General features: G+C 46.1%; 21 protein-coding genes and 1 riboswitch. Of the genes, 16 read left to right on the forward strand and 5 right to left on the reverse strand.

The window, feature by feature from the left end; translation table 11 throughout:
- The first annotated feature begins 185 nt into the window (after nucleotides 1–185).
- The 6 genes from ftsY to glpG all read left to right on the forward strand — a co-directional run bounded on the left by ftsY (nucleotide 186) and on the right by glpG (nucleotide 5,676).
- Nucleotides 186–1,412, forward strand: coding sequence for a signal recognition particle-docking protein FtsY (ftsY, locus tag KIO97_RS22420; RefSeq protein WP_285383985.1), 1,227 nt, complete (start codon nucleotides 186–188; stop codon nucleotides 1,410–1,412).
- Between the two features lie 22 nt (nucleotides 1,413–1,434).
- Entirely contained in the window at nucleotides 1,435–2,109 is a 675-nt protein-coding gene (gene ftsE, locus KIO97_RS22425; protein WP_005535654.1) for a cell division ATP-binding protein FtsE, read from the forward strand.
- Nucleotides 2,099–3,067: a permease-like cell division protein FtsX gene (ftsX, locus tag KIO97_RS22430; RefSeq protein ID WP_045381874.1), complete on the forward strand. Its 969-nt coding sequence runs from the start codon at nucleotides 2,099–2,101 to the stop codon at nucleotides 3,065–3,067. The genes ftsE and ftsX overlap by 11 nt, the downstream gene beginning before the upstream one ends.
- Nucleotides 3,068–3,242: 175 nt before the next feature.
- Nucleotides 3,243–4,100, forward strand: a complete 858-nt coding sequence (gene rpoH / locus KIO97_RS22435; protein WP_005535656.1) for an RNA polymerase sigma factor RpoH — start codon at nucleotides 3,243–3,245, stop codon at nucleotides 4,098–4,100.
- A gap of 413 nt (nucleotides 4,101–4,513) precedes the next feature.
- Nucleotides 4,514–4,834, forward strand: coding sequence for a thiosulfate sulfurtransferase GlpE (glpE, locus tag KIO97_RS22440; RefSeq protein ID WP_010650540.1), 321 nt, complete (start codon nucleotides 4,514–4,516; stop codon nucleotides 4,832–4,834).
- Nucleotides 4,834–5,676 (forward strand): rhomboid family intramembrane serine protease GlpG, encoded by an 843-nt coding sequence (gene glpG, locus KIO97_RS22445; RefSeq protein WP_045421300.1) that lies wholly within the window; start codon nucleotides 4,834–4,836, stop codon nucleotides 5,674–5,676. Before glpE ends, glpG begins: the two co-directional genes overlap by 1 nt.
- 106 nt (nucleotides 5,677–5,782) lie before the next feature.
- Here glpG and KIO97_RS22450 read toward each other — a convergent pair whose 3' ends face one another.
- Nucleotides 5,783–6,193, reverse strand: coding sequence for a flagellar basal body-associated protein FliL (locus KIO97_RS22450; RefSeq protein WP_005438495.1), 411 nt, complete (start codon nucleotides 6,191–6,193; stop codon nucleotides 5,783–5,785).
- 153 nt (nucleotides 6,194–6,346) lie between these two features.
- On the opposite strand from KIO97_RS22450, the gene KIO97_RS22455 reads away from it, so the two are divergent.
- A complete protein-coding gene (locus tag KIO97_RS22455; RefSeq protein WP_285383986.1) occupies nucleotides 6,347–6,886 on the forward strand; it encodes a chorismate lyase in 540 nt (179 codons plus the stop codon).
- Nucleotides 6,887–7,741, forward strand: a complete 855-nt coding sequence (gene ubiA, locus KIO97_RS22460; protein WP_005438493.1) for a 4-hydroxybenzoate octaprenyltransferase — start codon at nucleotides 6,887–6,889, stop codon at nucleotides 7,739–7,741.
- 88 nt (nucleotides 7,742–7,829) lie between these two features.
- Here the strand turns inward: ubiA and plsB are convergent, their stop codons facing one another.
- Complete coding sequence (gene plsB, locus KIO97_RS22465; RefSeq protein WP_285383987.1) at nucleotides 7,830–10,256, reverse strand: glycerol-3-phosphate 1-O-acyltransferase PlsB; 2,427 nt, start codon at nucleotides 10,254–10,256, stop codon at nucleotides 7,830–7,832.
- A gap of 368 nt (nucleotides 10,257–10,624) precedes the next feature.
- On the opposite strand from plsB, the gene lexA reads away from it, so the two are divergent.
- From lexA to dinF, 3 genes are all read left to right on the forward strand, one after another.
- Nucleotides 10,625–11,245 (forward strand): transcriptional repressor LexA, encoded by a 621-nt coding sequence (lexA, locus tag KIO97_RS22470; protein WP_005438488.1) that lies wholly within the window; start codon nucleotides 10,625–10,627, stop codon nucleotides 11,243–11,245.
- A 232-nt stretch (nucleotides 11,246–11,477) separates the two neighbouring features.
- Nucleotides 11,478–12,272, forward strand: a complete 795-nt coding sequence (locus KIO97_RS22475) for a class I SAM-dependent methyltransferase (protein WP_009695929.1) — start codon at nucleotides 11,478–11,480, stop codon at nucleotides 12,270–12,272.
- A gap of 308 nt (nucleotides 12,273–12,580) precedes the next feature.
- Entirely contained in the window at nucleotides 12,581–13,924 is a 1,344-nt protein-coding gene (gene dinF, locus KIO97_RS22480) for an MATE family efflux transporter DinF (RefSeq protein WP_285383988.1), read from the forward strand.
- Nucleotides 13,925–13,992: 68 nt separating this feature from the next.
- Here dinF and sthA read toward each other — a convergent pair whose 3' ends face one another.
- On the reverse strand, nucleotides 13,993–15,423 hold the full coding sequence (gene sthA / locus KIO97_RS22485; protein WP_012126563.1) for a Si-specific NAD(P)(+) transhydrogenase: 1,431 nt from the start codon (nucleotides 15,421–15,423) through the stop codon (nucleotides 13,993–13,995).
- A gap of 261 nt (nucleotides 15,424–15,684) precedes the next feature.
- Here sthA and fabR point away from each other — a divergent pair, with 261 nt between their 5' ends.
- Together fabR and KIO97_RS22495 are read left to right on the forward strand one after the other, a co-directional pair.
- A complete protein-coding gene (gene fabR, locus KIO97_RS22490; RefSeq protein WP_005430912.1) occupies nucleotides 15,685–16,326 on the forward strand; it encodes an HTH-type transcriptional repressor FabR in 642 nt (213 codons plus the stop codon).
- Nucleotides 16,326–16,691, forward strand: coding sequence for a YijD family membrane protein (locus tag KIO97_RS22495; RefSeq protein WP_005430908.1), 366 nt, complete (start codon nucleotides 16,326–16,328; stop codon nucleotides 16,689–16,691). The genes fabR and KIO97_RS22495 overlap by 1 nt, the downstream gene beginning before the upstream one ends.
- A gap of 65 nt (nucleotides 16,692–16,756) precedes the next feature.
- Here the strand turns inward: KIO97_RS22495 and trmA are convergent, their stop codons facing one another.
- Nucleotides 16,757–17,866, reverse strand: coding sequence for a tRNA (uridine(54)-C5)-methyltransferase TrmA (gene trmA / locus KIO97_RS22500; protein WP_005438477.1), 1,110 nt, complete (start codon nucleotides 17,864–17,866; stop codon nucleotides 16,757–16,759).
- Between the two features lie 184 nt (nucleotides 17,867–18,050).
- Nucleotides 18,051–18,252: riboswitch (cobalamin riboswitch) on the forward strand.
- Nucleotides 18,253–18,309: 57 nt separating this feature from the next.
- Here trmA and KIO97_RS22505 point away from each other — a divergent pair.
- From KIO97_RS22505 to murI, 3 genes are all read left to right on the forward strand, one after another.
- On the forward strand, nucleotides 18,310–20,184 hold the full coding sequence (locus KIO97_RS22505; RefSeq protein WP_285383989.1) for a TonB-dependent receptor domain-containing protein: 1,875 nt from the start codon (nucleotides 18,310–18,312) through the stop codon (nucleotides 20,182–20,184).
- Between the two features lie 82 nt (nucleotides 20,185–20,266).
- On the forward strand, nucleotides 20,267–20,950 hold the full coding sequence (locus KIO97_RS22510; RefSeq protein ID WP_285383990.1) for an adenine nucleotide alpha hydrolase: 684 nt from the start codon (nucleotides 20,267–20,269) through the stop codon (nucleotides 20,948–20,950).
- 40 nt (nucleotides 20,951–20,990) lie between these two features.
- Entirely contained in the window at nucleotides 20,991–21,797 is an 807-nt protein-coding gene (gene murI / locus KIO97_RS22515) for a glutamate racemase (RefSeq protein ID WP_045381901.1), read from the forward strand.
- Here the strand turns inward: murI and KIO97_RS22520 are convergent.
- Entirely contained in the window at nucleotides 21,760–22,215 is a 456-nt protein-coding gene (locus tag KIO97_RS22520) for an RNA-binding protein (RefSeq protein ID WP_038890960.1), read from the reverse strand. The two genes, murI and KIO97_RS22520, sit on opposite strands and share 38 nt — an antisense overlap.
- Nucleotides 22,216–22,811 lie beyond the last annotated feature (596 nt).

The following is a 22,811-nucleotide window of genomic DNA, read 5'->3' on the forward strand; positions in this document are numbered from 1 at the left end:
TCGCCCAAGCTTTGAGCTTGGATACAGCCCAGAATATTCAAGATGACAGAGTGTAACACTAATAAGATTAGATTCACCTAATTGGAAAGTTTTCACAACTTTGTCATTCGCCTTTTCTGTAAAGTTAATATTCTTGTCAGAAAAGAGTCATTAATAGATAAGAAGACAATCTAGGATAGCCCCAGATGACGGAAAAAAAGAAGCGCGGATTACTTTCGTGGCTAGGTTTTGGTGATGAAGAGCAAAGCCAAAAACCGACAACTGAAGAGTCAGTAAAAGAAGAAGCAGCGGAAGCTCCTGCCGCCGAGCAACAACTCACAGAAGACGTTGCCGAGCAAGCAGAAGAAAAAGCAACAGTTGAAGCTGAGCCGGAGAAAGCCGAGGCTGCCCCAGCAGAAGCAGAAGCAGAAGCAGAAGCAGAAGCAGAAGCAGAAGCAGAAGAGCCACAAGTAGCCGTTGCGCCTCGAGTTCAAGAACAAGAAAAGCCAACTGAGAGCTTCTTTGCTCGCCTTAAACGCAGCCTAAGCCGAACCAAGGCGAACATCGGTGCGGGTTTCTTTGGTTTGTTCAGCGGTAAGAAGATCGACGATGACCTTTTCGAAGAGCTAGAAGAACAACTGTTGATCGCTGATGTGGGCATGGAAACCACAACAAAAATCATCAACAACCTGACTGAAAAAGCCTCTCGTGGCGATCTTAAAGATGGCGAAGCACTTTACGGTCTGCTGAAAGAAGAGATGGCAGAAATTCTTGCGAAAGTAGAACAGCCTCTCGAAATCGACAGCAGCAAAACCCCTTATGTTATCTTGATGGTCGGCGTGAACGGTGTGGGTAAAACCACCACAATCGGTAAGCTGGCTAAGCAATTCCAAAACCAAGGTAAGAAAGTCATGCTTGCTGCGGGCGATACTTTCCGTGCGGCAGCGGTTGAGCAGCTACAAGTGTGGGGCGAGCGTAACAACGTTCCTGTGATTGCTCAGCACACTGGCGCAGACAGTGCCTCGGTTATCTATGATGCGATTGAAGCGGCAAAAGCGCGTGGCGTCGATGTTGTGATTGCCGATACGGCGGGTCGTCTACAAAACAAAGCCAACCTAATGGAAGAGCTACGTAAGATTGTACGTGTGATGAAGAAAATTGATGACTCTGCGCCACACGAGATCATGCTAACGCTAGATGCAGGCACAGGCCAAAATGCGATTAGCCAAGCGAAACTTTTCAGTGATGTTGCCCCTCTAACCGGGATTACATTGACTAAGCTGGATGGTACAGCGAAAGGTGGCGTGATCTTCGCTATCGCTGATCAGTTCGAAATTCCAATTCGCTACATTGGTGTAGGCGAAGGCATCGAAGACTTGCGTCCATTTGAAACTCAAGAGTTCATTGACGCTCTGTTTAGTCGTGAAGAGTAACAAGAGTTAGAGGAAATCAACGGTGATCAAATTTCAGCAAGTGAGCAAAGCTTACCGAGGTGGTCGACAAGCCTTACAGAAAGTCGACTTTCACCTTCGACGCGGAGAAATGGCGTTTTTAGGCGGGCATTCCGGGGCAGGTAAAAGTACCTTGTTGAAACTGATATGCGCGATAGAGCGACCAACGGATGGCAAAATCCACTTCAATGGTCATGACATTACTCGTATCTCAAACAAAGACATTCCGTTTTTGCGCCGCAACATCGGGATTGTTTTTCAAGATCACCGTCTCTTAATGGATCGCAGTGTATTCGATAACGTTGCACTGCCGATGCGCATCGAATCGATTTCTGAAAACGAAATCAAACGCCGTGTTTCTGCGGCGTTGGATAAAACGGGCTTGCTAGATAAAGCCCGTTGTTTGCCAAGCCAACTTTCGGGTGGTGAACAGCAACGTGTTGGTATTGCGCGCGCTGTCGTAAACCGACCAACCTTACTGGTGGCGGATGAGCCGACTGGTAACCTAGATCCTGAACTGTCTAACCGTGTGTTACGACTGTTTGAAGAATTTAACCGTGCTGGCGTAACGATCCTGCTTGCGACGCACGATATCGGGTTAGTGAACACTCGCCCACAATATCGCCATTTTGAATTGAACCAAGGCTTCCTAAGTGAGGTAGAAGACTATGGTAGGTAACAAGCGCACCCAGAAAAAAGGGAAAGGTCGCAGTGCCAAGCGTGCAAATACCGATGGTTTTTTCTCTGTCCATGCAAAACAAGCAAAATCTTCTTTCGGCGCGTTATGGCGTCGTCCTCTCGGTAACATTCTAACCCTAGCCGTGATTTCGGTGGCATTAGCTATGCCGGCATGCTTGTACTTGCTGGGGAAGAACGTGGCGAGTGCTGCGCAAGATGTCGCATCACCGTCGCAAGTTAGTGCTTACTTAGTAGAAGGCATGCCCGATGCTCGCGTGATGGTGTTAAAAGACCAAATTGAGACTTGGCCTTTAGTAAAAGAGGTGGAATATATTTCGCCGCAACAAGGTCTATCTGATTTAAGCCAATACGCCGGCTTTGACCAAGCGTTGAGCTTGTTGAGTGGTTACGCACTACCAGGTGTATTGGTAATTACACCTGATTCTGAGGTGAAGAGCGACATTCAGTCGATTGCCAAGCAAGTTCGTGAGCAAAAAGATGTGACCGACGTGAGGCTTGATGAAGACTGGCTAGCACGCCTTGATGCCATCAAAACCCTTGCTGGCATTATTGTCATCACCCTGACAATACTGATGTTAGGTGCTGTATTTTTAATCGTCGGCAATACATTGCGCTTTAATGTGCTGGCGAACAAAGAAGAGATTCAAACCATGAAGCTGATTGGTGCGACCGATAGCTTCATTCTGCGTCCTTACCTTTACACTGGCATGTGGTTTGGTGTGTTGGGAGCGTGCATCGCATGGCTGGTTACGGCGTTAATCACAGTTGTGATGAACAATGCTGTGGAGCAGCTAGCCTCGCTTTACGATAGCCAATTCCGTTTGATTGGCCTGAGTTGGGATGAATCTCTGCTATTAATTATCACTGGTAGTTTACTGGGCTGTATCGCCGCACGAGTATCCGCGCAGCGTCACCTGAAAGAAATTGAACCAGTTTAGGTGATAAAGGTCTTATAGTTGGAATTTATTAGCACAAGCTAATTTTTACCTCTTGTTTAGACAATTTGTTTATGGATAATTACTCGCCCTTCTTGAAACTTGTTCATTTTGAGTTCAAGATGGCCAAGCTAAATTGCAATGTAATGCTCCAGATCAGAGATTGATGAGGAATTGAATGACAAAAGAAGCGTATCCGATGGCTCTAGTCACGCAAGATAGCCTTGATAGCTATATCCGTTCTGTAAACAGCTACCCAATGCTGACACCAGAAGAAGAGCGTGGGCTGGCAGAACGATTACACTACAAAGGTGAGATAGATGCGGCGAAAGGCCTGATCTTGTCACACCTACGATTCGTTGTTCACGTTGCTCGTGGCTACTCAGGCTACGGCTTGCCAATGGCAGACCTAGTACAAGAGGGCAACATCGGTCTAATGAAAGCGGTTAAGCGTTTCAACCCTGAAGTGGGTGTACGTTTGGTGTCTTTCGCTGTTCACTGGATCAAAGCTGAGATCCATGAATACGTACTGCGTAACTGGCGCATCGTTAAGATTGCGACCACCAAAGCGCAACGTAAGTTGTTCTTCAACCTACGTAAGTCGAAGAAGCGTCTAGGCTGGTTCAACAACGGTGAAGTAGAAACCGTTGCTCGTGAGTTAGGTGTTGAGCCTTCAGAAGTACGTGAGATGGAATCACGTTTAGCGGCAGTGGACTCTACGTTCGATATGCCAATGGACGATGACGACAATTCAAACTCGTACACCGCCCCAATGTTTTACCTAGAAGACAAATCGTCTGATGTAGCGGATAACATTGAAGCGGCAAACTGGGAAACGCACACCAATAACCGTCTTGGCCATGCGCTAGCAAGTCTAGATGAGCGCAGCCAGCGTATTGTTCGCTCTCGTTGGTTAGACGACGACAAAGCGACACTGCAAGACTTAGCTGATGAGTTTGGTGTTTCTGCTGAGCGTATTCGTCAACTAGAAAAGAATGCAATGAAGAAACTGAAACTTGCTGTTGGTGAGTTCTAACTTTCGCTTCTAATCTAAAGTAAGATTTTCATAGAACGCCGAGATCATGTGATCTCGGCTTTTTTATTTTCGATCGAAAATCGATAGCGTTTGCGATCTAATTTATCTGTGCTACCTGTGTATAACTCTGTGAAGTAATTATTCATCAACTGTTCGAAAGCCGGACAAAATAAGGCTTTGAGGCAGTTTTACTCTTGGGGATAGTTGTGAATATACACACAGTTAGATCAAGATCATCACTACATATTGTGGATCAAAGGATCCAAATACACTTTATCAACGCAATCCACAGATTTATCCACAAATGGTGCGAATATGTACAGCGTTCAATGCCCTGACTATCTCTGTGTCTAAGTTTGGCTTTGGATAGGTTACAATGGCGTCAATAACGACAAACGACTTAGAGAAAGTAAATGGACCAGTTTCAACACATCGATGTACAGGGTGCTCAAGCATTGCTCGAGCAGAGTGAAGCCAAGCTTGTAGATATTCGTGATCCTCAATCTTTTGCTGTCGCGCATGCAGAATCCGCTTTCCATTTGACCAACGATTCTATCGTTTCTTTCATGAACGATGTGGAATTCGAACAACCAATCCTAGTGATGTGCTATCACGGCATCAGTAGCCAAGGTGCGGCACAATATTTGGTTAACCAAGGCTTCGAACAGGTGTACAGTGTGGATGGCGGCTTTGAAGCCTGGCAGCGAGCAGAACTACCGATAGTGAGAAGTTAATGAAGAGATTGGTAACGTTAAATAATCCACGTATGGCGCAAGCTTTTATTGATTACATGGCATCACGCCACATTGATATTCAAATGATGCCGGAAGGCGAGGGGCAATTTGCTCTTTGGCTGACGGACGCGCAGCATGAAATTGAAGTCGAAGCTGAGCTTAAACAGTTCTTGGCCAATCCATCTGCTTCGAAATACAGCGCCGCCTCGTGGGACGTTGCCGATTCGCGTAAGAGCAAATTTCATTACTCCAGCCCGAGTATCATGGGCATGGTGAAGGCCAAAGCTGGGCCAGTGACCTTGCTGATCATGGCTGTTTGTACGGTTATCTACTTTTTGCAGATGTTCGGTTTTGGTGATGGCGTGTTTGCTCTGCTGCATTTCCCAGCTTTCGAAGGGCAACAGTGGCAACTTTGGCGCTGGTTCAGCCATGCATTGCTGCACTTCTCCGTTACCCACATCGTGTTCAACCTATTGTGGTGGTGGCAATTGGGTGGTGATATCGAGCGACGTTTAAGCTCTGGCAAGTTACTGCAAATTTTCCTGATTTCTGCCGCGCTATCTGGTGCAGGTCAGTTCTATGTGGAAGGTGCGAACTTTGGTGGTTTATCTGGTGTGGTTTATGCCTTGCTTGGTTACTTGTGGATCCTTGGTTACCGTTGCCCACATCTTGGTTTGACCCTACCGAAACCTATCATTGGCTTTATGTTAGTGTGGCTAGTGCTTGGTTTTGTTCAGCCATTTATGGCGATTGCCAACACGGCGCACTTGGTGGGCTTGCTTTCAGGTATGGCGATTGCGCTGTTTGATTCTGGTAAACAGAAATACCAACAAGCTTCATAAGTGGATGACTCACGGATACCAACAAAAAAGACCGCCAATCTGCGGTCTTTTGTTTATCTGTCTTTCTCTCGCCTTAGGGGGAGCTCGTCAGATTTAGCTGTTCACACTACTGGTAAAGGTACTTGGTAAACAGCAAATCCGCAATGATGGTTTTGCCAGTCTCTGGCAGCAAAGTCTCGTTGAGCTCTTTCACCAGAGTTTTGCGCAGATCTTCACGGCCAGACAAAGACTTAATCGTATCTTCTGTTTGCTTGCCGAGAAGCTCAATCACCGCATCGCGGATCAGTGGTTGATGATGTTCTACAACCGCAAGGTCTTGTTGGCTCATGACCATGATGTCGATACGTACTTGCACATAACCCAGTTTGTTGCCTTTGGTGTAGAAGTTTGTGGTCAAATCGGGTTCTAGCGTGAAGTAGGCTAACTTAGGTGCAGCTTCTTCTGATTCAGCCCAACTTGGTGCTGAAATAAGCAGACTTAGCGCGAAAATAATTTGGGCTACATAACGTTTGTACATATTTCTAACTTTTCTTTCTCTGGATCGCGATATTCGAATCGCTTCAGTCTTGATACAATAGACCGTCTAAAACAAATAACGGAACTTACGGTTTCAATAAGACGGTAAGTTGTTGCTTTATTGTACGCATAAAGCCTCCAATTGAATACTAGTATGAATCAGCCGACATCACTCTATCTTACTTCTTTATTGGAAGTAGAGTGGCAAAACCCCGAAGATTTTGAATTCCCTAGCGAATTCGCCAAGCATTGGCTTGAAGAACAGGGCTCTTTGTCACGTCGTTTAGGTCAGCATTGCCAACGCTTAACAGTGGAATTGCTGCACAATCAGATCGTCACAGCCAAGACGTTAAAACAGGATGAGAGCCAGCTATTGTCTGAGCAAGATTGCCTACTGAGAGAGGTGATTTTATGTGGCGACAATACGGATTGGGTCATTGGCCGCACGCTCATTCCTCGTTCAACCTTGGTCGATCAACAATATGACTTAGCTCAGCAAGGAGATATCCCGCTGGGTTTAACTGTGTTCAGCGCCGATAACGTTGAACGCGATGCTCTGCAAATGGGATGGGTTAATTTGCCACAGGGCCGCTTTTTAGCGCGACGCTCAAGACTGTGGATGAATCACAAACCCATGCTGGTTGCTGAGTTATTCTTACCAAATTCACCAGTTTACGCTAAGGAGAAGGTGTAAATGTCCGCAGACAAAGCCAAAGCATATTGGCAACTGATGCGAATGGATCGCCCAATTGGCTCACTCTTGTTATTGTGGCCGACGGTTTGGGCACTTGTGATTGCCGCCCAAGGCATACCAAGTTGGAATGTACTCATCGTGTTTGTGTTAGGCGTGTTCCTAATGCGTAGCGCCGGTTGTGTGATTAACGACTTTGCCGACCGTAAAGTTGATGGGCATGTGAAACGCACCAAACAGCGCCCTCTACCGTCGGGTAAAGTAACCTCGAAAGAAGCGATTGGTCTGTTTTTGGTTTTGGGTATCAGCTCTTTCTTATTAGTGCTGACCATGAACCCGCTGACGATCAAACTCTCCTTCGCTGGCATCTTTTTGGCTTTTATTTATCCATTTATGAAGCGTTACACCCATTTGCCGCAGCTGTTTTTAGGTTTGGCTTTTAGTTGGGCGATTCCGATGGCGTGGGCAGCGCAAACAGGCGAATTGCCTTTGATTGTGTGGTTTGTGTTTGCGATTAATGCTTTGTGGACTATTGCCTACGACACTCAATACGCAATGGTCGACCGCGATGATGATTTAAAAATTGGCATCAAATCAACGGCTATCTTGTTTGGTCGCCACGACAAACTGGTGATTGGCGTTCTACAGTTGATTACCTTGGCGATGTTGGTGTTGCTTGGTCAGCACTATGAACTTGGCCAAAGCTACTACTGGACGATTCTGGTGGCTGCTTCATTGTTCGTGTACCAGCAACATTTGATTCGCCATCGAGATCGCGACTTGTGCTTCAGAGCCTTCCTTAACAATAACTATGTGGGAATGGTTATTGCGGTCGGCCTGGTTATCGCTTTCTGGTAACGGCATAGTACAAACATTCAGATAGAAAAAAGGCATCCGATTGGATGCCTTTTGTGTTTTTGTCGAGTGGGTATCGAGCTTAAGCGAACTATGCTTGCAGCTGGTGGATACTCTCTTCGATGGTCAACTTCACTTCTGGGTAAAGCAGAGCAAACAGTAGTTTGGCAAATTGCTGTGTCTTCTCAAGATCACAGTTACCGTCGCTATCTAGGTATTGTTGCTCTTTCAGCGTATTGAACATTGCAGTAAATACACCTTTATCGAAGAACTCTGGTGCGTTGATGCCGTGCAGACGGCCCAAACGCTGTGCAATATCTTGGCTCTTCTGCTCAAGGTCAGATTTACCAAGCTCTTGGTCTGCCACCAGTAGGTTCATCGCGATAGAGTAGCGTTGCAGTGTTTCTGTGATAGTACGACCTAACAGAACCAGTGATTGGTTGTTTGACTGGTTGATTTCCAGTTTGTCACCATCTTGGCAAACCATCTTCTGCTCAATGAACTCGTTCAAAATCTTCACGACCAGCTCGTTCAACTCTTCTTCCTTATAGCTTAGGAACAGCTCTTTTTTCAGGAATGGATAAATTTGAGCGACGTTCTCTTGAATCTTCTCTACGGTCACGTTGCGCTGACGAATAATCATCTGAGCAATCAATGATGGTAGAGCGAACAAGTGAATGATGTTGTTGCGGTAGTAAGTCATCAGAATCGACTGGCTACGATCCAGCGAAATAATGTCACCCATGGTGTCGGTTTCAATCACAAACTTATCAAGTGAAATAGCGTGATCCACCAACTCTTCAGCCGTTTCTGTTGGAACCGTTGAAGTGTTTGAGTATGGGTTGTTCTTAAGTAGCTTCAGGTAGCACTCAATCTGGTTGATCAAAGAGTCACGAGATAATGCGCGCTGACGAGAGGCCAATAGCGCGGTCGCACATAGAGTTAGCGCGTTAGTCGCTGCCGCGTCGTTAATGTGCGTCATCATCTTGTTTGCCAGACCGTTCACCACAGGGTTCATCCATTGCGGTTTGCTGCCTCCCATGCGATCGATGTCTTTCGTCCATTCTGGCGCATGTTCGTTCAGGTATTGGTTTAGCTGAATTGGCTCACCGAAGTTCACGTAACCAAGACCAAAATTGCGCAGCTTACGCAGAGTACGCAGTACAAGACCTGCGTTTTCTTTCTCTTTGCGTGAGCCACGAAGCTCTTTGGCGTAAGTACCCACTTCCATTACGTGCTCGTAACCGATGTAAACAGGCACTAACGTTACTGGACGGTTTAGACCGCGTAGCATGGCTTGAATTGTCATTGCCAACATACCGGTTTTTGCTTGAAGCAGACGACCAGTACGTGAACGACCACCTTCACTGAAGTACTCAACCGAGTAACCTTTAGCAAACAGCTCTGATAGGTACTCACGGAAAATAGTTGAGTACAGCTTGTTGCCTTTAAAGCTACGACGAATAAAGAACGCACCACCACGACGGAAGATTGGACCCGCCGGGAAGAAGTTCAGGTTAATACCCGCAGCAATGTGCGGTGGCACCATACCTTCATGGTACAGAACGTAAGAAAGCAATAGGTAGTCCATGTGACTGCGGTGACATGGCACATACACGATCTCATGACCATCTTGCGCTAGGCGACGAACGGTCGAAGCGTTGTTGATGTGCAGACCTTGGTACAGCTTCGTCCACAACCAGCCAAGAATACGATCGCCGTTTTTCACCAAGCCATACGAGAAGTCTGCTGCAATCTCGTCCATGATGTCATGGGCTTCTTTGCGTGCTTTCTCGATAGAAATGTTTTTGCTTTGTGCTTCGTCTTCAATTGCTTTTTCAATCGCTGGCGATTTCATTAAGCGTGCAAACAGCACTTGGCGTTGAGGCAGGTTTGGACCGGATGCCGCAAGCTTCTGGCGAGAGAAGTGGATACGTGCAACGCGCGCTAGCTTGTGTGCGATAGCGCTGTCGGTACCGTGAGAGTCTGCCATGTAACGCAGCGAAACCACTGGGCTAAAACGCATCAAACAGTCACGACCAGCTGCCATGACCGCTTTTGCTTTTTGCGGACCATTCATTGGTTGCAGGTACGGCTTATGGTTTTCTTCTTTACCTGGTTTACGACCCCAAAGCACAGTTGCTGGGATCATTTGCACGTCTAGCTCGCTGTCGAGTTTGTGCAGTTCTAGTAACTCTGTAAACAGAGAAACAGACTCGCTTGGTACATCGTTATCATTGCTCATCACGGTTGGACGAGACGCGATAAACACGTAACGAGTTAATGTCTTTCCATTGATTTCCAATGGACTGAGCGGGTCAGGCAGACCAAGACTCAAAGCTTGTTTTTGCAGTGTCAGCAAATCCACGTTCGAACGGAACGGCAAGGCATACACAATCGGTTTAGTGAGGTCGATGTTGAGATCATCAATCGGATTCGATGGGATTGTGGTGCCCTTTACCATTACCGATAAAGGTAGTTTTAGTAATGAACGTGAAAATGATTGTCCAGAAGACATAAAGTTCACAGCCTCAATAGGTATTCAAACAAGCCTAACCTTATTTCAGTGTCCGCTTTGCCTTCTTCTAAAGAGAAGGTAATAGATACGGCTATAGAAATAAGCCTAGGCGATAAAATTTAAGCGCTGCAAGGATACCAGAAACTGGTCAAACCTTTTAATTTTATTGAGCGGAAATTAGTCGAACCCCTAGGTTGTTGCTTTCATTAGACGAATTGCTTATTGCGTGTTTAAAACGCATGCTTACTTGAGGTTTGTGGATGGGATCTGAAACTGACGTAAATAAATTAAAAAACAACCAATTGGGTTTTCATTTGTCCATTTACTGGATATACTCACAGTTAACTGTATAAAAAGACAGGTGACATATGAAGCCGTTAACGCCACGCCAACAACAAGTCTTCGATTTGATTAAAAGCAAAATCGAAGACACCGGAATGCCACCAACTCGTGCAGAGATTGCGCGTGAGCTTGGCTTCCGCTCTGCGAATGCCGCAGAAGAACACCTAAAAGCGCTTGCTCGTAAACAAGCGATTGAAATTATTCCAGGCGCATCTCGCGGGATCCGAATCCTACTCGAAGATGCGGCAAACGACGATCAAGGTCTGCCTTTGATTGGTCAAGTTGCTGCTGGTGAGCCTATTCTGGCTCAAGAGCATGTGGAATCTCACTACCAAGTGGATCCTGCTATGTTCAAACCAAAAGCAGACTTCCTACTTCGCGTAAACGGCGAAAGTATGAAAGACATCGGTATTATGGACGGCGACTTGCTGGCTGTGCACAAAACTCAAGATGTGCGCGACGGTCAAGTTGTAGTTGCACGTGTTGATGATGATGTGACGGTGAAGCGTCTAGAGCGCAAAGGTTCTACGGTTCTGCTGCATGCAGAGAACGAAGAGTTTTCACCAATCCAAGTTGACCTAACGTCGCAACATCTGACGATTGAAGGTCTGGCGGTTGGCATCATCCGTAACACCGACTGGATGTAGGTTTTTACCTCAAGCATTCTAATAAAGCCCAGCGTTCTGCTGGGCTTTGTGTTTTCTGCACTTTCTATTCCATTTTTATTGTCTTCAAAGCATATTTCTTTTCTTCCGAGCATAGTTACGCTCGGCCTGATTCAGAGCGTTTGGTTGTTGCATTAAAACTTGCAAGTGATATTGAGATTTATTATCATCTAATTCCATTTAACCATTTTCTTTTCGGCGCAAGGAAATGCCCATGTCCAAGCCTCAACATCACGTACCTAATCATCTGTTGAAACCGTTGTTTTTGCGCAGCCGCGAAAGCTTGGTCGATAACGGCTTGGTGTACGATCCGATCGCTGCAAAAGCGTGCTTGAGCTGCAAGATGGCACCAGATTGCATCAGTGGCGACGTCGATCAGAAGCAGTTGCTGCACGTGACCTTAACTCAGCTGTGCGATCAGCAGGTCAGCCACTTTCTTCAACAACACTCAGACGCTTGGATCATTAACGTTGGTGCGGGCTTAGATACGCGCTTCTACCGTTTGGACAATGGTCGTTGTCACTGGATTGAACTGGATGTCACCGAGAATCTAGTTTGGCGTCAGCGATTGTTTCATAAAAACGAACGCTACGAGCATCGTTGTGGCAGCGTAGAAGACATGAATTGGTTAGATGAACTGCGCATTCCTGAAAAAGCACCAGTATTGATTCTGTGTGAGATGGCTTTACTCGATTGTGATGAATCGCGCGTTGCGACTTTCATCCAAACTCTGGGCCGTCATTTTGTATCGGCAGAAGTGTGCATGGTACTAGCAGGTGACTTAACCGAAAGTAAATGGGGTCAGAAGCTCGGCTCAGATACGTATGCACATGGTTTTGAAGCACCAGCACAACAAGTACTGCATTGGCTGCCATGGGCGCAATGGGTCAAAGCCTTCTCGCCATTCGACCGATTTTGCTCACGCTGGAAAGCATGGCAGCGCTGGCTGAATAAGATCCCAATGTTGAAGCATCGTCTCACGCCAGTTCTCGTTCACATCAAGTGGTAATTGGCTAGGCACGAGGGTCTGTTTACCTTTTGCGGTTAAATTTTGTTCGAGATAAAAGCGTTTTAATCGCGACGATAGGTTAGCCGCTTAGTCACTCTAAGCAATGACCTATCAACAAAGAGTAAAGCGCTTTTAGCCGAACCCTTGGGCAGCTTTGTGGCCTTCCTGTAGTGAGTGGCTGCATTTCAAACTTTTTTCTTTTTTTGATTGAATAGTGAGAACCCACAAACAGCTGCAAAAATAAGCTCTAAAGGTCAACAGACCCTTAGTACTCAGGTACACTCGCTGATCTAAACAACGAGGTGCCTGTGACAAACTCTATCTTCTCTCCTTTATCGAATCCTCAAGTGCATCGCCAAGTGTTAGCGCTCGCTATCCCTATGGTGCTGTCGAATATTACTGTTCCACTCTTGGGCTTGGTTGACGCTGCGGTGATCGGTCACCTTGAACACGCTTGGTATCTGGGTGGTGTTGCGTTGGGCAGCACCATGATCAGCGTGACGTTTTGGTTGCTTGGCTTTTTACGTATGTCGACCACTGGGTTAGCAGCACAGTCCTACGGTGGTGAAGATCGAAAACAACTCGCTTTAGTGTTTATGCAAGGCTCACTGATGGCATTGTTGTTTGCGTTAGTCTTTCTTATTGCCCATAACCCGATAGCGGATCTGATATTTGGTTGGAGTGATGCCAGTGCTGAAGTGAAGCACTACGGCATGCAATATTTTTCTATCCGAGTGTGGAGTGCGCCTGCTGCGCTGATGAACTTTGTGTTATTGGGCTGGCTGCTTGGAACGCAAAACTCCAAAGCCCCAATGTGGATGGTGATCATCACCAACGTGACCAATATTGCGCTCGATTTACTGTTTGTTATTGGCTTAGGTTGGAAAGTCGAAGGCGCAGCGCTGGCATCGGTAATAGCTGATTACTCAGGCATGGCGTTTGGCTTGATGTGTGTGTGGAAAACATGGCGATCGCGTCAGTTGCCATCACCTAAGAGCCTGCTAACCGATACTCAACATGGGTTAGGGCGGTTCGTAAAACTCAATCGCGATATCTTCTTACGCTCGCTATGTTTACAAGCTACGTTTAGCTTTATGACTTTCCAAGGTGCGAGCTTTGGTGATGATGTGGTTGCGGCTAATGCGGTATTGATGAGTTTCTTGATGATGATTTCCTATGGCATGGACGGATTTGCCTATGCCATGGAGGCCATGGTTGGCAAAGCGATTGGTGCCAAAGACCGAGCGCAGCTCAGTGCTTCGTTGATTGGTACTTTCTTCTGGAGTCTGATCATCTGCTTAGGTTTGACTGCAGTATTTGGTTTGGCGGGATCGCAGTTGATCGCCATGATCACTTCGATTGACGCGGTGCAGCAGCAAGCTTTGGTGTATCTGCCTTGGTTGGTGGTCATGCCATTAGCATCGATGTGGTGTTTCCTGTTTGATGGCATATTTGTTGGTGCCACTAAAGGTAAAGACATGCGAAACAGTATGTTCGTAGCGACTTGCTGTTTCTTCGCGATTTTCTTTTTGTTCTCTGGTTGGCAAAACCATGCGCTGTGGTTTGCGATGACCAGTTTCATGGCAATGCGAGGGATTGGACTTGGCGCTATCTTCTTCTATCAGTGGCGCAAGGGAAGCTTTCTTGCCTAGTTACACATAAAAAAACAGCAGGTCGAAACCTGCTGTTTTTGCTTTTGGATCATGGCAACCCAATTGAATTAGAATAATCGGTTCAAACCGTTCAGTGCCGCTACGCGATACGCTTCTGCCATCGTCGGATAGTTAAAGGTGGTATTGACGAAGTATTCAATCGTATTGGCTTCACCTTTTTGCTCCATGATGGCCTGGCCGATGTGGATGATTTCCGCGGCGCGCTCACCAAAGCAGTGAATACCAAGAATCTCTTTGGTTTCGCGATGGAAGAGGATTTTCAAGCTGCCGATGTCTTTCCCTGCAATCTGCGCACGAGCTAAGTGCTTAAACGAAGAGCGTCCCACTTCATAAGGCACTTTCGCCGCAGTCAGTTCTTGCTCGGTTTTACCCACTGAGCTGATTTCTGGAATGGTGTAGATACCCGTTGGGATGTCATCAATCAGATTGCCGTCAGCTTGTCCTTTGGTGATGGCTTGTGCCACGAAACGACCTTGGTCATACGCTGCACTCGCTAGGCTAGGGTAACCAATCACATCACCGACGGCGTAAATGTGCTCCACTTCTGTACGGTAGTTACCATCTACTTTGAGCTGTCCGCGTGAATCACCTTCAAGTCCAACCGCAGGTAAGTTGAGTTTGTCTGTGTTACCCGTTCGACCGTTCGCATACAGTAGGCAATCGGCTTTCATCTTCTTGCCAGATTGAAGATGCACGATAACACCATCTTCAGTGCCTTCGATTTTCTCGAACGTTTCATCGTTACGAATTACCACACCGCTATTCCAGAAGTGGTAAGACAATGCATCCGAGACTTCGTTATCTAAGAAAGAGAGCAGACGGTCGCGAGTGTTGATCAAGTCGGTCTTCACGCCTAAACCGCGGAAAATAGATGCGTATTCACAACCAATCACGCCCGCACCGTAAATGATGATGTGGCGAGGGTCGTGTTTCAGGCTCAAGATAGAGTCACTATCGTAGATGCGTTCATGCAAGAAGTCGACATCATTCGGTTGGTATGGACGAGAGCCTGTCGCGATAACAAATTTATCCGCTGAGTACACTTCTTCCGTACCGTCACTTTGCATGACGGCGATGGAGTAGTTATCGATAAAGCGCGCAGTACCGAACAACAGTGTGCATGAATTGCGGTCATAAAAACCCTGACGAAGTCGAGTTTGCTTATCAATGACCGATTTCGCATGACCTAAAATGTCAGAAAATGTTGCATGAAGGCTGGTGTTATTACGGCAGAATAATGGGTTGCTATTGAATTCGATGATACGACTAACCGCATGACGCAATGCCTTGGATGGTATGGTTCCCCAGTGCGTACAACCGCCACCAACACTGCTTTCCTTTTCTACGATGGCAACATTCAGTCCGGCTTTGGTCAATCCCATTGCCGCCCCTTCACCGCCCGGGCCACTACCAATTACGATCACGTCATAGTGATTAGCATGCGCCATGATGTCTTCCTTGTTATATTTGCTTAACATTGCTGTAGCGGGATTTTAACTCATTTACTCTATTGGGAACACGTAATGCCTGCTAGAGAGTGGAAGTGATCACGCAGAATCGCCCAAAAGAACTAATTGGTATGCTGTATGTCTACTATTTGAAGCGAGACAATTGCAATTGGGTGCATGGCAATAGTAACGTGCTCGCCGCTTATCGGCAGATAACGTCGCTTTATACGTGGGTGCGATATGCGTTATATTGAAGCTCTCGTACCCAATAGAAAAAGAGCAAGTTAAAGAATGAAATCGATGGGAATCCGCGCGCAGCAAAAAGAAAAAACACGTCGATCGTTGATCGATGCGGCATTTAATCAACTCAGTGCGGATCGCAGCTTTTCCAATCTCAGCTTGCGTGAGGTTGCCCGAGAGGCAGGAATTGCACCGACTTCTTTTTACCGTCACTTCAAAGACATGGACGAGCTGGGCTTAACCATGGTTGATGAAGGTGGTTTGTTGTTGCGACAACTGATGCGTCAAGCGCGTCAGCGTATTGTCAAAGAAGGCAGTGTGATTCGAACTTCAGTTGAAACCTTCATGGAATTCATTGAAAGTAGTCCTAACGTTTTCCGCTTATTGTTGCGTGAGCGCTCCGGCACTTCCTCTGAATTTCGTACTGCCGTCGCTCGAGAAATTCAGCATTTTGCGGCAGAATTAACTGAGTACTTAATGAGCACCGGTATGACCAAAGAAGAGGCGTTCACTCAAGCAGAGGCGTCGGTTACTTTGGTGTTTAGCTCTGGTGCGGAAGCTTTAGATTTAGATCGACGCGAGCGCGATGAACTCGCCGAGCGATTGATCATGCAATTGCGAATGATAGCCAAAGGGGCCTATTGGTATCGCAAAGAACGTGAACGTAACCGATTAAAAGGCGGGATAGAATAATGTCGAATGGAAATAAATCTGAAAAGAAAACGCTGATTTTGGCACTGGTTGCAGGTATGTGTGGTGATGCTTTGTTGTCATGGTTGACCATGAGCGAAGTGTCTTTTTCAATCTTCCCTCTGATTGCACTCGTGCTAGCTGTACAGGCGCTGTACCAAGAATACCTTAACAACCCAGTATCAGAAGATATCCCACTTGTTGGTCTGGCGTGTTTCTTCGTAGGTGCATTTGGTCACTCTGCGTTTATTAAAGCGCAATACCCAGAAGCAGGCTCTAACTTCTTCGCTATTCTGGTTTCAATGATTCTCCTAGCGTGGATCGGTAAGAAACTGGGTTTTATGGAAAAGAAGACCACCGCTGAATAAGCAAAACGAATCCAACAAAAAAGCGAGCCATTGAGCTCGCTTTTTTTATGTCTGATGCTGGTGGATTACGCTTTACGTTCCAACAGTACACCTGCTTCCATGTGGTGTGTGTAAGGGAATTGGTCAAACAGAGCAAAACGTGTCACGTTGTGGGTTTCGCATAGAATGTCCAAGTTCTCTTTAAGTGTCTCTGGGTTACAAGAGATGTACATGATGCGCTCGTAGCCTTGCACCATCTTACAAGTGTCGACATCCATACCAGAGCGTGGTGGATCGACAAAAATCGTATTGCAGTTGTAGCTCTTCAGATCCACACCCGCATCTTGTAGGCGGCGGAATTCACGCTTACCTTCGATTGCCTGAGTAAACTCTTCTGCTGATAGACGTAGGATTTGCACGTTATCAATCTCGTTTGCTGCAATGTTGTATTGCGCAGAAACCACAGATGGCTTCGCTAGCTCTGTTGCGAGAACGCGATCGAAGTTTTGTGCCAGCGCCAGAGAGAAGTTACCGTTACCACAGTAAAGTTCTAGTAGGTCGCCAGTGCTTTCTTGAGTGCAGTCGACTGCCCATTCCAACATTTTCTCTGCTACTTTACCGTTTGGCTGAGTGAAGCTGTTTTCAACTTGTTGGTAGATGTAGCTTTGACCATTCACGTCTAGCTTCTCGATCACGTAGTCGCGGTCTAGGACAATCTTCATCTTACGAGCACGACCAATGATGTTTAGGTTGAAGCCTTCATCATTCAAACGCTGCTTAAGGGCTTTCGCGTTTTCAATCCACTCTTCATCAAGTTGGCGATGGTAAAGCAGTGAAACCAGAATCTCACCGCTTAGCGTCGATAGGAAATCGACTTGGAAGAGTTTGCGACGTAGCGATTCGTTGTCTTTCATCGCTTCAACCAATAGTGGCATCAGGTCGTTGATCAGACGGCTTGCTGCTGGGAATTGGTCAACGCGGTATTTCTCACGAGTTTCTTGGTTGAACATGATGTAGTAAAGGTCTTCACCCTCATGCCAAACACGGAACTCAGCACGCATACGGTAGTGCTGCTCTGGTGATTCAAACACTTCCAGTTCTGGCACGTTGTATGGCGCGAACATATCAGTGAGACGTTCGACTTTTTCAGCCAGTTGTTCTTGGTAGCGTTGTGGATTTACATCAAGAGTAGCCATGATCTTACCTTTTATGGTGCATTCAATTTAAGAGCGCAGATTTTATTCAATCTCAATAGGATGTCCAGTTTTGTGCCCCAATTGATTTAAAGATAGTGTGTTCTGTGTCAGTTGATACACGAATGAACCAAATCGTTACAATTGTCAGGGGTAATATTGGCTGGACAAATAATCAATAGCTTAATAGTATTTGCCCCAAGCTGGTGCTATCTAGCAATCTAGATGGCTGAAATGGGAATCTGGTGGAAATCCAGAACTGACGCGCAGCGGTAAAAGAGAACGAACGCTCAACAAGACACTGCATTAGTTTATGTGGGAAGTCGAGCAAGTAGGTGATGTAATCTCGCTCTTAAGTCCGAATACCTGCCAGCAACTGAGCCACAGCACTGGACTGCTCAATATGAGTAGGGCTCGGTAGGAATTACGCGATTTAGGACAATACAATGAGAAAAACACTTCTTGCGATCACGTGTGCATCGCTGCTTTCACCTACCTTTTATTTACAGGCCCAAGAAGCCTCTGCAGACGAAACGGTTGTGGTTACCGCAAACCGATTCCAGCAAATTGATGGTGCGGTTCTCGCACAAACCGTTACGGTCACTAAAGAAGATATTGAGCGCCTGCAAGCAAACAGTCTGTTTGATGTGTTCCGTACACTACCGAGTGTTGAAGTTGCCCAGTACGGTGGGCGTGGTCAATCCGCATCTATCTACGTTCGAGGTGGTAGCTCGTCTCAAGTACTCGTTTTAGTTGATGGGGTGCGTATGCCTCGTGCGATTATGGGCGGCGTCGATTTTAATCAGTTTCCAATCAATTCTATTGAACGTATCGACTACATTCGTGGTGCGCGTGCTTCGATTTATGGCTCAGAAGCGATTTCTGGCGTAATCAACATTATTACTCGTGCAGACATTGATAATGACGCGAGCCGTGTTTCGGCAGGCTATGGGTCGGATAACCATAAGAAAGGGACGTTTGTTGTCTCTAAGCCGGTAGGTGACGGTAAACACTTTAAAGGTGTTCTAGGCTACGAGAAAACCGATGGTTTCAATGTGAAACCGTTGCCGGGTGTAAATGATGGAGATGAGCACGGCTTTGAAACGCTCAACCTAAAACTAGGCTACCAACAAAACTTTTCTGACAATTTATCTGGTTACGTTGGGGTGAGTGCTTACAACAATGAGTACGACTACGACAACAGTAGCTATGGTAATCCTGCATGGGGCACGGTTGATAAGCACGAGAAGAAAACCGGTGAAGTAGAGTATGTCGGCGCCGATCTGTCGTTGGAATACAACAAAGACGTTTACTCATCTGAATTTAAACTGGCTTACGGCCAACAAGACAACTATGACCATAAATCAGGTCAAAGCAAATCAATCGGCGATCACGTTGCTATTGAACAGTTCAATGCGATTTGGTTGAACTCGTACAGCGTAAACGAAGAGTTGAGCGTTGGTGGTGGTTTGGACTACCGCACAGAAAAGCTCGCTAAGGGCTACATTGCGCCAAGTGATTGGGGACCTTCCCAGAGTTACGATCCAGAAAAGAACCCAAGAACCAACTTTGGTATAAGCGCCATTGCTCAATACGCTTATGACGTATGGACGTTAGAAGCAAGTGTTCGTAATGACGACAACAACCAGTTTGGTAACAACACCACGTGGCAAACTGCTGCGGGTTGGAGTTTTTACGAAGGTTATGAGTTAACCCTGAGCCATGGTACTGCTTTCCGTGCGCCGAGCTTTGTTGATTTGTATTACCCAGGCTACGAAATGCCAAACCTAAAACCAGAAGAATCAGAAAATACCGAGCTGTCGCTATCTGGTGCTGTATCGATTGTTGATTGGACGGTAACGGGTTACTACAACCAAATTGAGAACATGTTGATTTGGGAAGGCGCTGGCATGCAAAATGTTGGTGAAGCTGAGATCAAGGGTGTCGAACTAGAAGTGAAACTCGATACAGATATCGTATCTCATGAGTTCTACCTAGATTATAAAGACCCTGTCGATAAATCTGGCGCAGAAGATACGCAACTCGCTTACCGCTCTAAGCGTGGTGCTAAGTGGAACGCTTACGCGACGTTTGACCAATGGACGTTGGGCTCGCAATATCTTTACCAAGGTGAACGCTTTAATGGCAGCACAAGGTTGCCGAGCTACAGCCTATGGAACTTTACGGCTTCTTACGCAGTAAACCAAAACTGGGATATCAACGCGAAGCTAAGCAACGCTTTTGATAAAGATTACGAGATGTACACTGGTTACGCCACACCAGGGCGCCAGTACTTTGTTTCGGCAGACTACCGCTTCTAATCAAATCTAATAAGACCGCCACATCGGCGGTCTTTCTTATTGTGAGTCAGGTCCGAGTGGAAATAGGTAACGAGGAAAGTTAATGACAAAAGCAAAACGTGTCGTGGTCAGCTGGTCGAGTGGCAAAGACTCTACGCTAACGTTGGAGCGACTAAACGAGAATCCGCTTTATCAGGTGGTTGGCTTGTACACCACCTACGTTGATAAAGAAGTGCCTTTCCAAGCGACGCCATTAGAGGTTGTGCAAATGCAGGCAGACTTACTTGGTCTTCCACTCATTACTATTGAGCTGCCAGAAGTCTTCCCGAGTAACGACATTTATCAATCGATTATCGTTAATGCATTACAAAACAGTGGACTGAATGTAGAAGCGGTCGCGTTTGGCGATATGTTTTGTAATGGTATCGCCGATTATCGACGTAGCTATATTGAGCCTGCTGGTTGGGAGTGTGTCTTCCCTTTGCTAGGAGAAGAGAGCAGGGCGTTAGCAATTGAAATTGTCGAGCGTGGCATTCAAACCATGCTGGTAACGACCGATGGAGAAGTGTTGCAGTCGGAGTGGTGTGGACGTTGGTATGACAAAGCACTAATAGAGTCATTCCCCGGTCATATTGATCCCTGCGGAGAAAATGGCGAATTCCATACATTGGTGACATCAACCCCTTCATTTCAAGGACATATAGAATTGACTATGCTTGAAGTGGAAATAGGGGAGCGATTCAGTCATCAAAGATACCAAGCCAAAGCATTGCCAAAACAAATCTAACCAGTATGATCGCCGAGTCTCTAATTTGCAGGTAAGACTCGTGCGAGCATCAAGTAAGAAAAAAGTCCTAGTGTTTGATTCCGGTGTCGGAGGGTTATCGGTCTTCCAAGAAATCCACCGACTTCTGCCACATATGGATTACTTGTATCTGTTCGATAACGAAGCCTATCCGTATGGTGAACTCGATCAAGATGTGCTGATTACTCGTGTTAATAAGCTGGTGGCAGCGTTGGTCGAAGAGCATCAAGCTGACATCGTGGTCATCGCCTGCAATACCGCAAGTACCATAGTGCTGCCTTCACTGCGTGCTAATCTATCTATCCCAGTTGTTGGTGTAGTTCCTGCGATAAAGCCGGCATCACTACTTGCTTCTCAAGGCGTTGGTTTAATTGCTACGCCGGCGACAGTGACTCGTCAATATACCCATGAACTGATTCGCGACTTTGCTCAAGGTAAACCTGTCGAGTTATTAGGCTCGACTCGACTAGTGGATATGGCAGAAGAAAAGCTGCGTGGTGAAAGTATTTCTCTTTCAGAGCTGGAAAGCATTCTTCTCCCACTGCGTAATAAAGTAGATGTCGCAGTACTGGGCTGTACTCACTTCCCTCTAATCAAAGAAGAAATACATCAAGCATTGGGTGGTGAAGTAACGTTAGTTGATTCGGGTGAAGCCATTGCGCGTCGTGTGAAAGCATTATTGCTTAATGACATGAAGCAAGAGAGTAGAGAAGAGGGGAGTAAGAAGATTTATGCCAGTGCACCTCCTTGGCAAGAAGATGCACTGAATACCTGTTTGGCGAACTTAGGCTTTAATCCTGTTCAGGTTTACCGCCTTCCGGGTGTTTAGGGTCGTTTGCAATACGCACTTTAAGCGTACGCTCCATATATTCCTTCTCATTAAGTTTAGCGATAGCAGGTTTTGCATCTGCCGCTGCCATCACTACGAAACCAAACCCTCTTCTTTTACCTGTACGCTTATCTTTCATTAAGCGTACCGCGTAAACCTGTCCGTACTCAGCAAACAAATCACGAACGTGACTCTCATTAGCCTTATAAGGAAGGTTGCCGACATACAGCGTTTTAGTTGAAGGATCGGAATCCGAAGATTGAAGAACAGGTGTTTTGCTAGAAAGTGAAAAAAGAAAAGCAGTAGCGATAACACCGATAACAAAGCTCAAGGCAGGTGGCACAGGTAACTGAGAGAAGATTATTCCCCCAATGACCGCCAACCCAGCACACAAAGTCAGATTTTTTTTAGACGTCATTTTGATTACTACATATAGATGATAAAGAGATTGTCTGCCTATTAACAAAATAGACACATGGATCTTACGTATATGGTTGGTGTTTTTCCAACCAATTGCTGTGATATGTCTCAAATGTGACGAAGAAATATGCAGATATAACGCATTTGATGGATTAGTGACCGCTTGGTAAGTTTTTTTCAAAAAAAGGGTTGCGCTCATTTCTGGATTCCCTATACTGCGCATCCACCGACACGGAGTGAGACGAAAGTCACACAGCGAGTCGGAAAGAGAGAAAAAAGAATTTGAAAAAATGCTTGACTCTCAAAACGGAAAGCGTAAGATACGCACCCCTAACGACGAGGCGCTGAAGCGGCAAGTTTGTTAGAAAAGCTCTTTAAAAATATAGACCTATCAATCTGTGTGGGCACTCGTTGATGATAATCCAATTAGATACCTCGGTATCAAATTAGGTTTCAATGAAACGAAGTGACCATTGAATCGAAAGATTCAGCACAGTCAATTCAAACATTACTTTATGTAATGTTCAGTATTCATTGAGCCGAACAAAATCTTAAATTGAAGAGTTTGATCATGGCTCAGATTGAACGCTGGCG

Origin of the sequence: Vibrio sp. B181a, assembly GCF_030248375.1 — a bacterium.
Classification (GTDB): domain Bacteria; phylum Pseudomonadota; class Gammaproteobacteria; order Enterobacterales; family Vibrionaceae; genus Vibrio; species Vibrio campbellii.

What these genes read in the sequence shown, in the direction of transcription:
- ftsY (WP_285383985.1), top strand. Translation starts at nt 186, where the DNA reads ATGACGGAAAAAAAGAAGCGCGGATTACTTTCGTGGCTAGGTTTTGGT.
- ftsX (WP_045381874.1), top strand. Translation starts at nt 2,099, where the DNA reads ATGGTAGGTAACAAGCGCACCCAGAAAAAAGGGAAAGGTCGCAGTGCC.
- rpoH (WP_005535656.1), top strand. Translation starts at nt 3,243, where the DNA reads ATGACAAAAGAAGCGTATCCGATGGCTCTAGTCACGCAAGATAGCCTT.
- glpE (WP_010650540.1), top strand. Translation starts at nt 4,514, where the DNA reads ATGGACCAGTTTCAACACATCGATGTACAGGGTGCTCAAGCATTGCTC.
- glpG (WP_045421300.1), top strand. Translation starts at nt 4,834, where the DNA reads ATGAAGAGATTGGTAACGTTAAATAATCCACGTATGGCGCAAGCTTTT.
- KIO97_RS22450 (WP_005438495.1), bottom strand. Translation starts at nt 6,193, where the DNA reads ATGTACAAACGTTATGTAGCCCAAATTATTTTCGCGCTAAGTCTGCTT.
- KIO97_RS22455 (WP_285383986.1), top strand. Translation starts at nt 6,347, where the DNA reads ATGAATCAGCCGACATCACTCTATCTTACTTCTTTATTGGAAGTAGAG.
- ubiA (WP_005438493.1), top strand. Translation starts at nt 6,887, where the DNA reads ATGTCCGCAGACAAAGCCAAAGCATATTGGCAACTGATGCGAATGGAT.
- plsB (WP_285383987.1), bottom strand. Translation starts at nt 10,256, where the DNA reads ATGTCTTCTGGACAATCATTTTCACGTTCATTACTAAAACTACCTTTA.
- lexA (WP_005438488.1), top strand. Translation starts at nt 10,625, where the DNA reads ATGAAGCCGTTAACGCCACGCCAACAACAAGTCTTCGATTTGATTAAA.
- KIO97_RS22475 (WP_009695929.1), top strand. Translation starts at nt 11,478, where the DNA reads ATGTCCAAGCCTCAACATCACGTACCTAATCATCTGTTGAAACCGTTG.
- sthA (WP_012126563.1), bottom strand. Translation starts at nt 15,423, where the DNA reads ATGTTAAGCAAATATAACAAGGAAGACATCATGGCGCATGCTAATCAC.
- fabR (WP_005430912.1), top strand. Translation starts at nt 15,685, where the DNA reads ATGAAATCGATGGGAATCCGCGCGCAGCAAAAAGAAAAAACACGTCGA.
- KIO97_RS22495 (WP_005430908.1), top strand. Translation starts at nt 16,326, where the DNA reads ATGTCGAATGGAAATAAATCTGAAAAGAAAACGCTGATTTTGGCACTG.
- trmA (WP_005438477.1), bottom strand. Translation starts at nt 17,866, where the DNA reads ATGGCTACTCTTGATGTAAATCCACAACGCTACCAAGAACAACTGGCT.
- KIO97_RS22505 (WP_285383989.1), top strand. Translation starts at nt 18,310, where the DNA reads ATGAGAAAAACACTTCTTGCGATCACGTGTGCATCGCTGCTTTCACCT.
- KIO97_RS22510 (WP_285383990.1), top strand. Translation starts at nt 20,267, where the DNA reads ATGACAAAAGCAAAACGTGTCGTGGTCAGCTGGTCGAGTGGCAAAGAC.
- KIO97_RS22520 (WP_038890960.1), bottom strand. Translation starts at nt 22,215, where the DNA reads ATGACGTCTAAAAAAAATCTGACTTTGTGTGCTGGGTTGGCGGTCATT.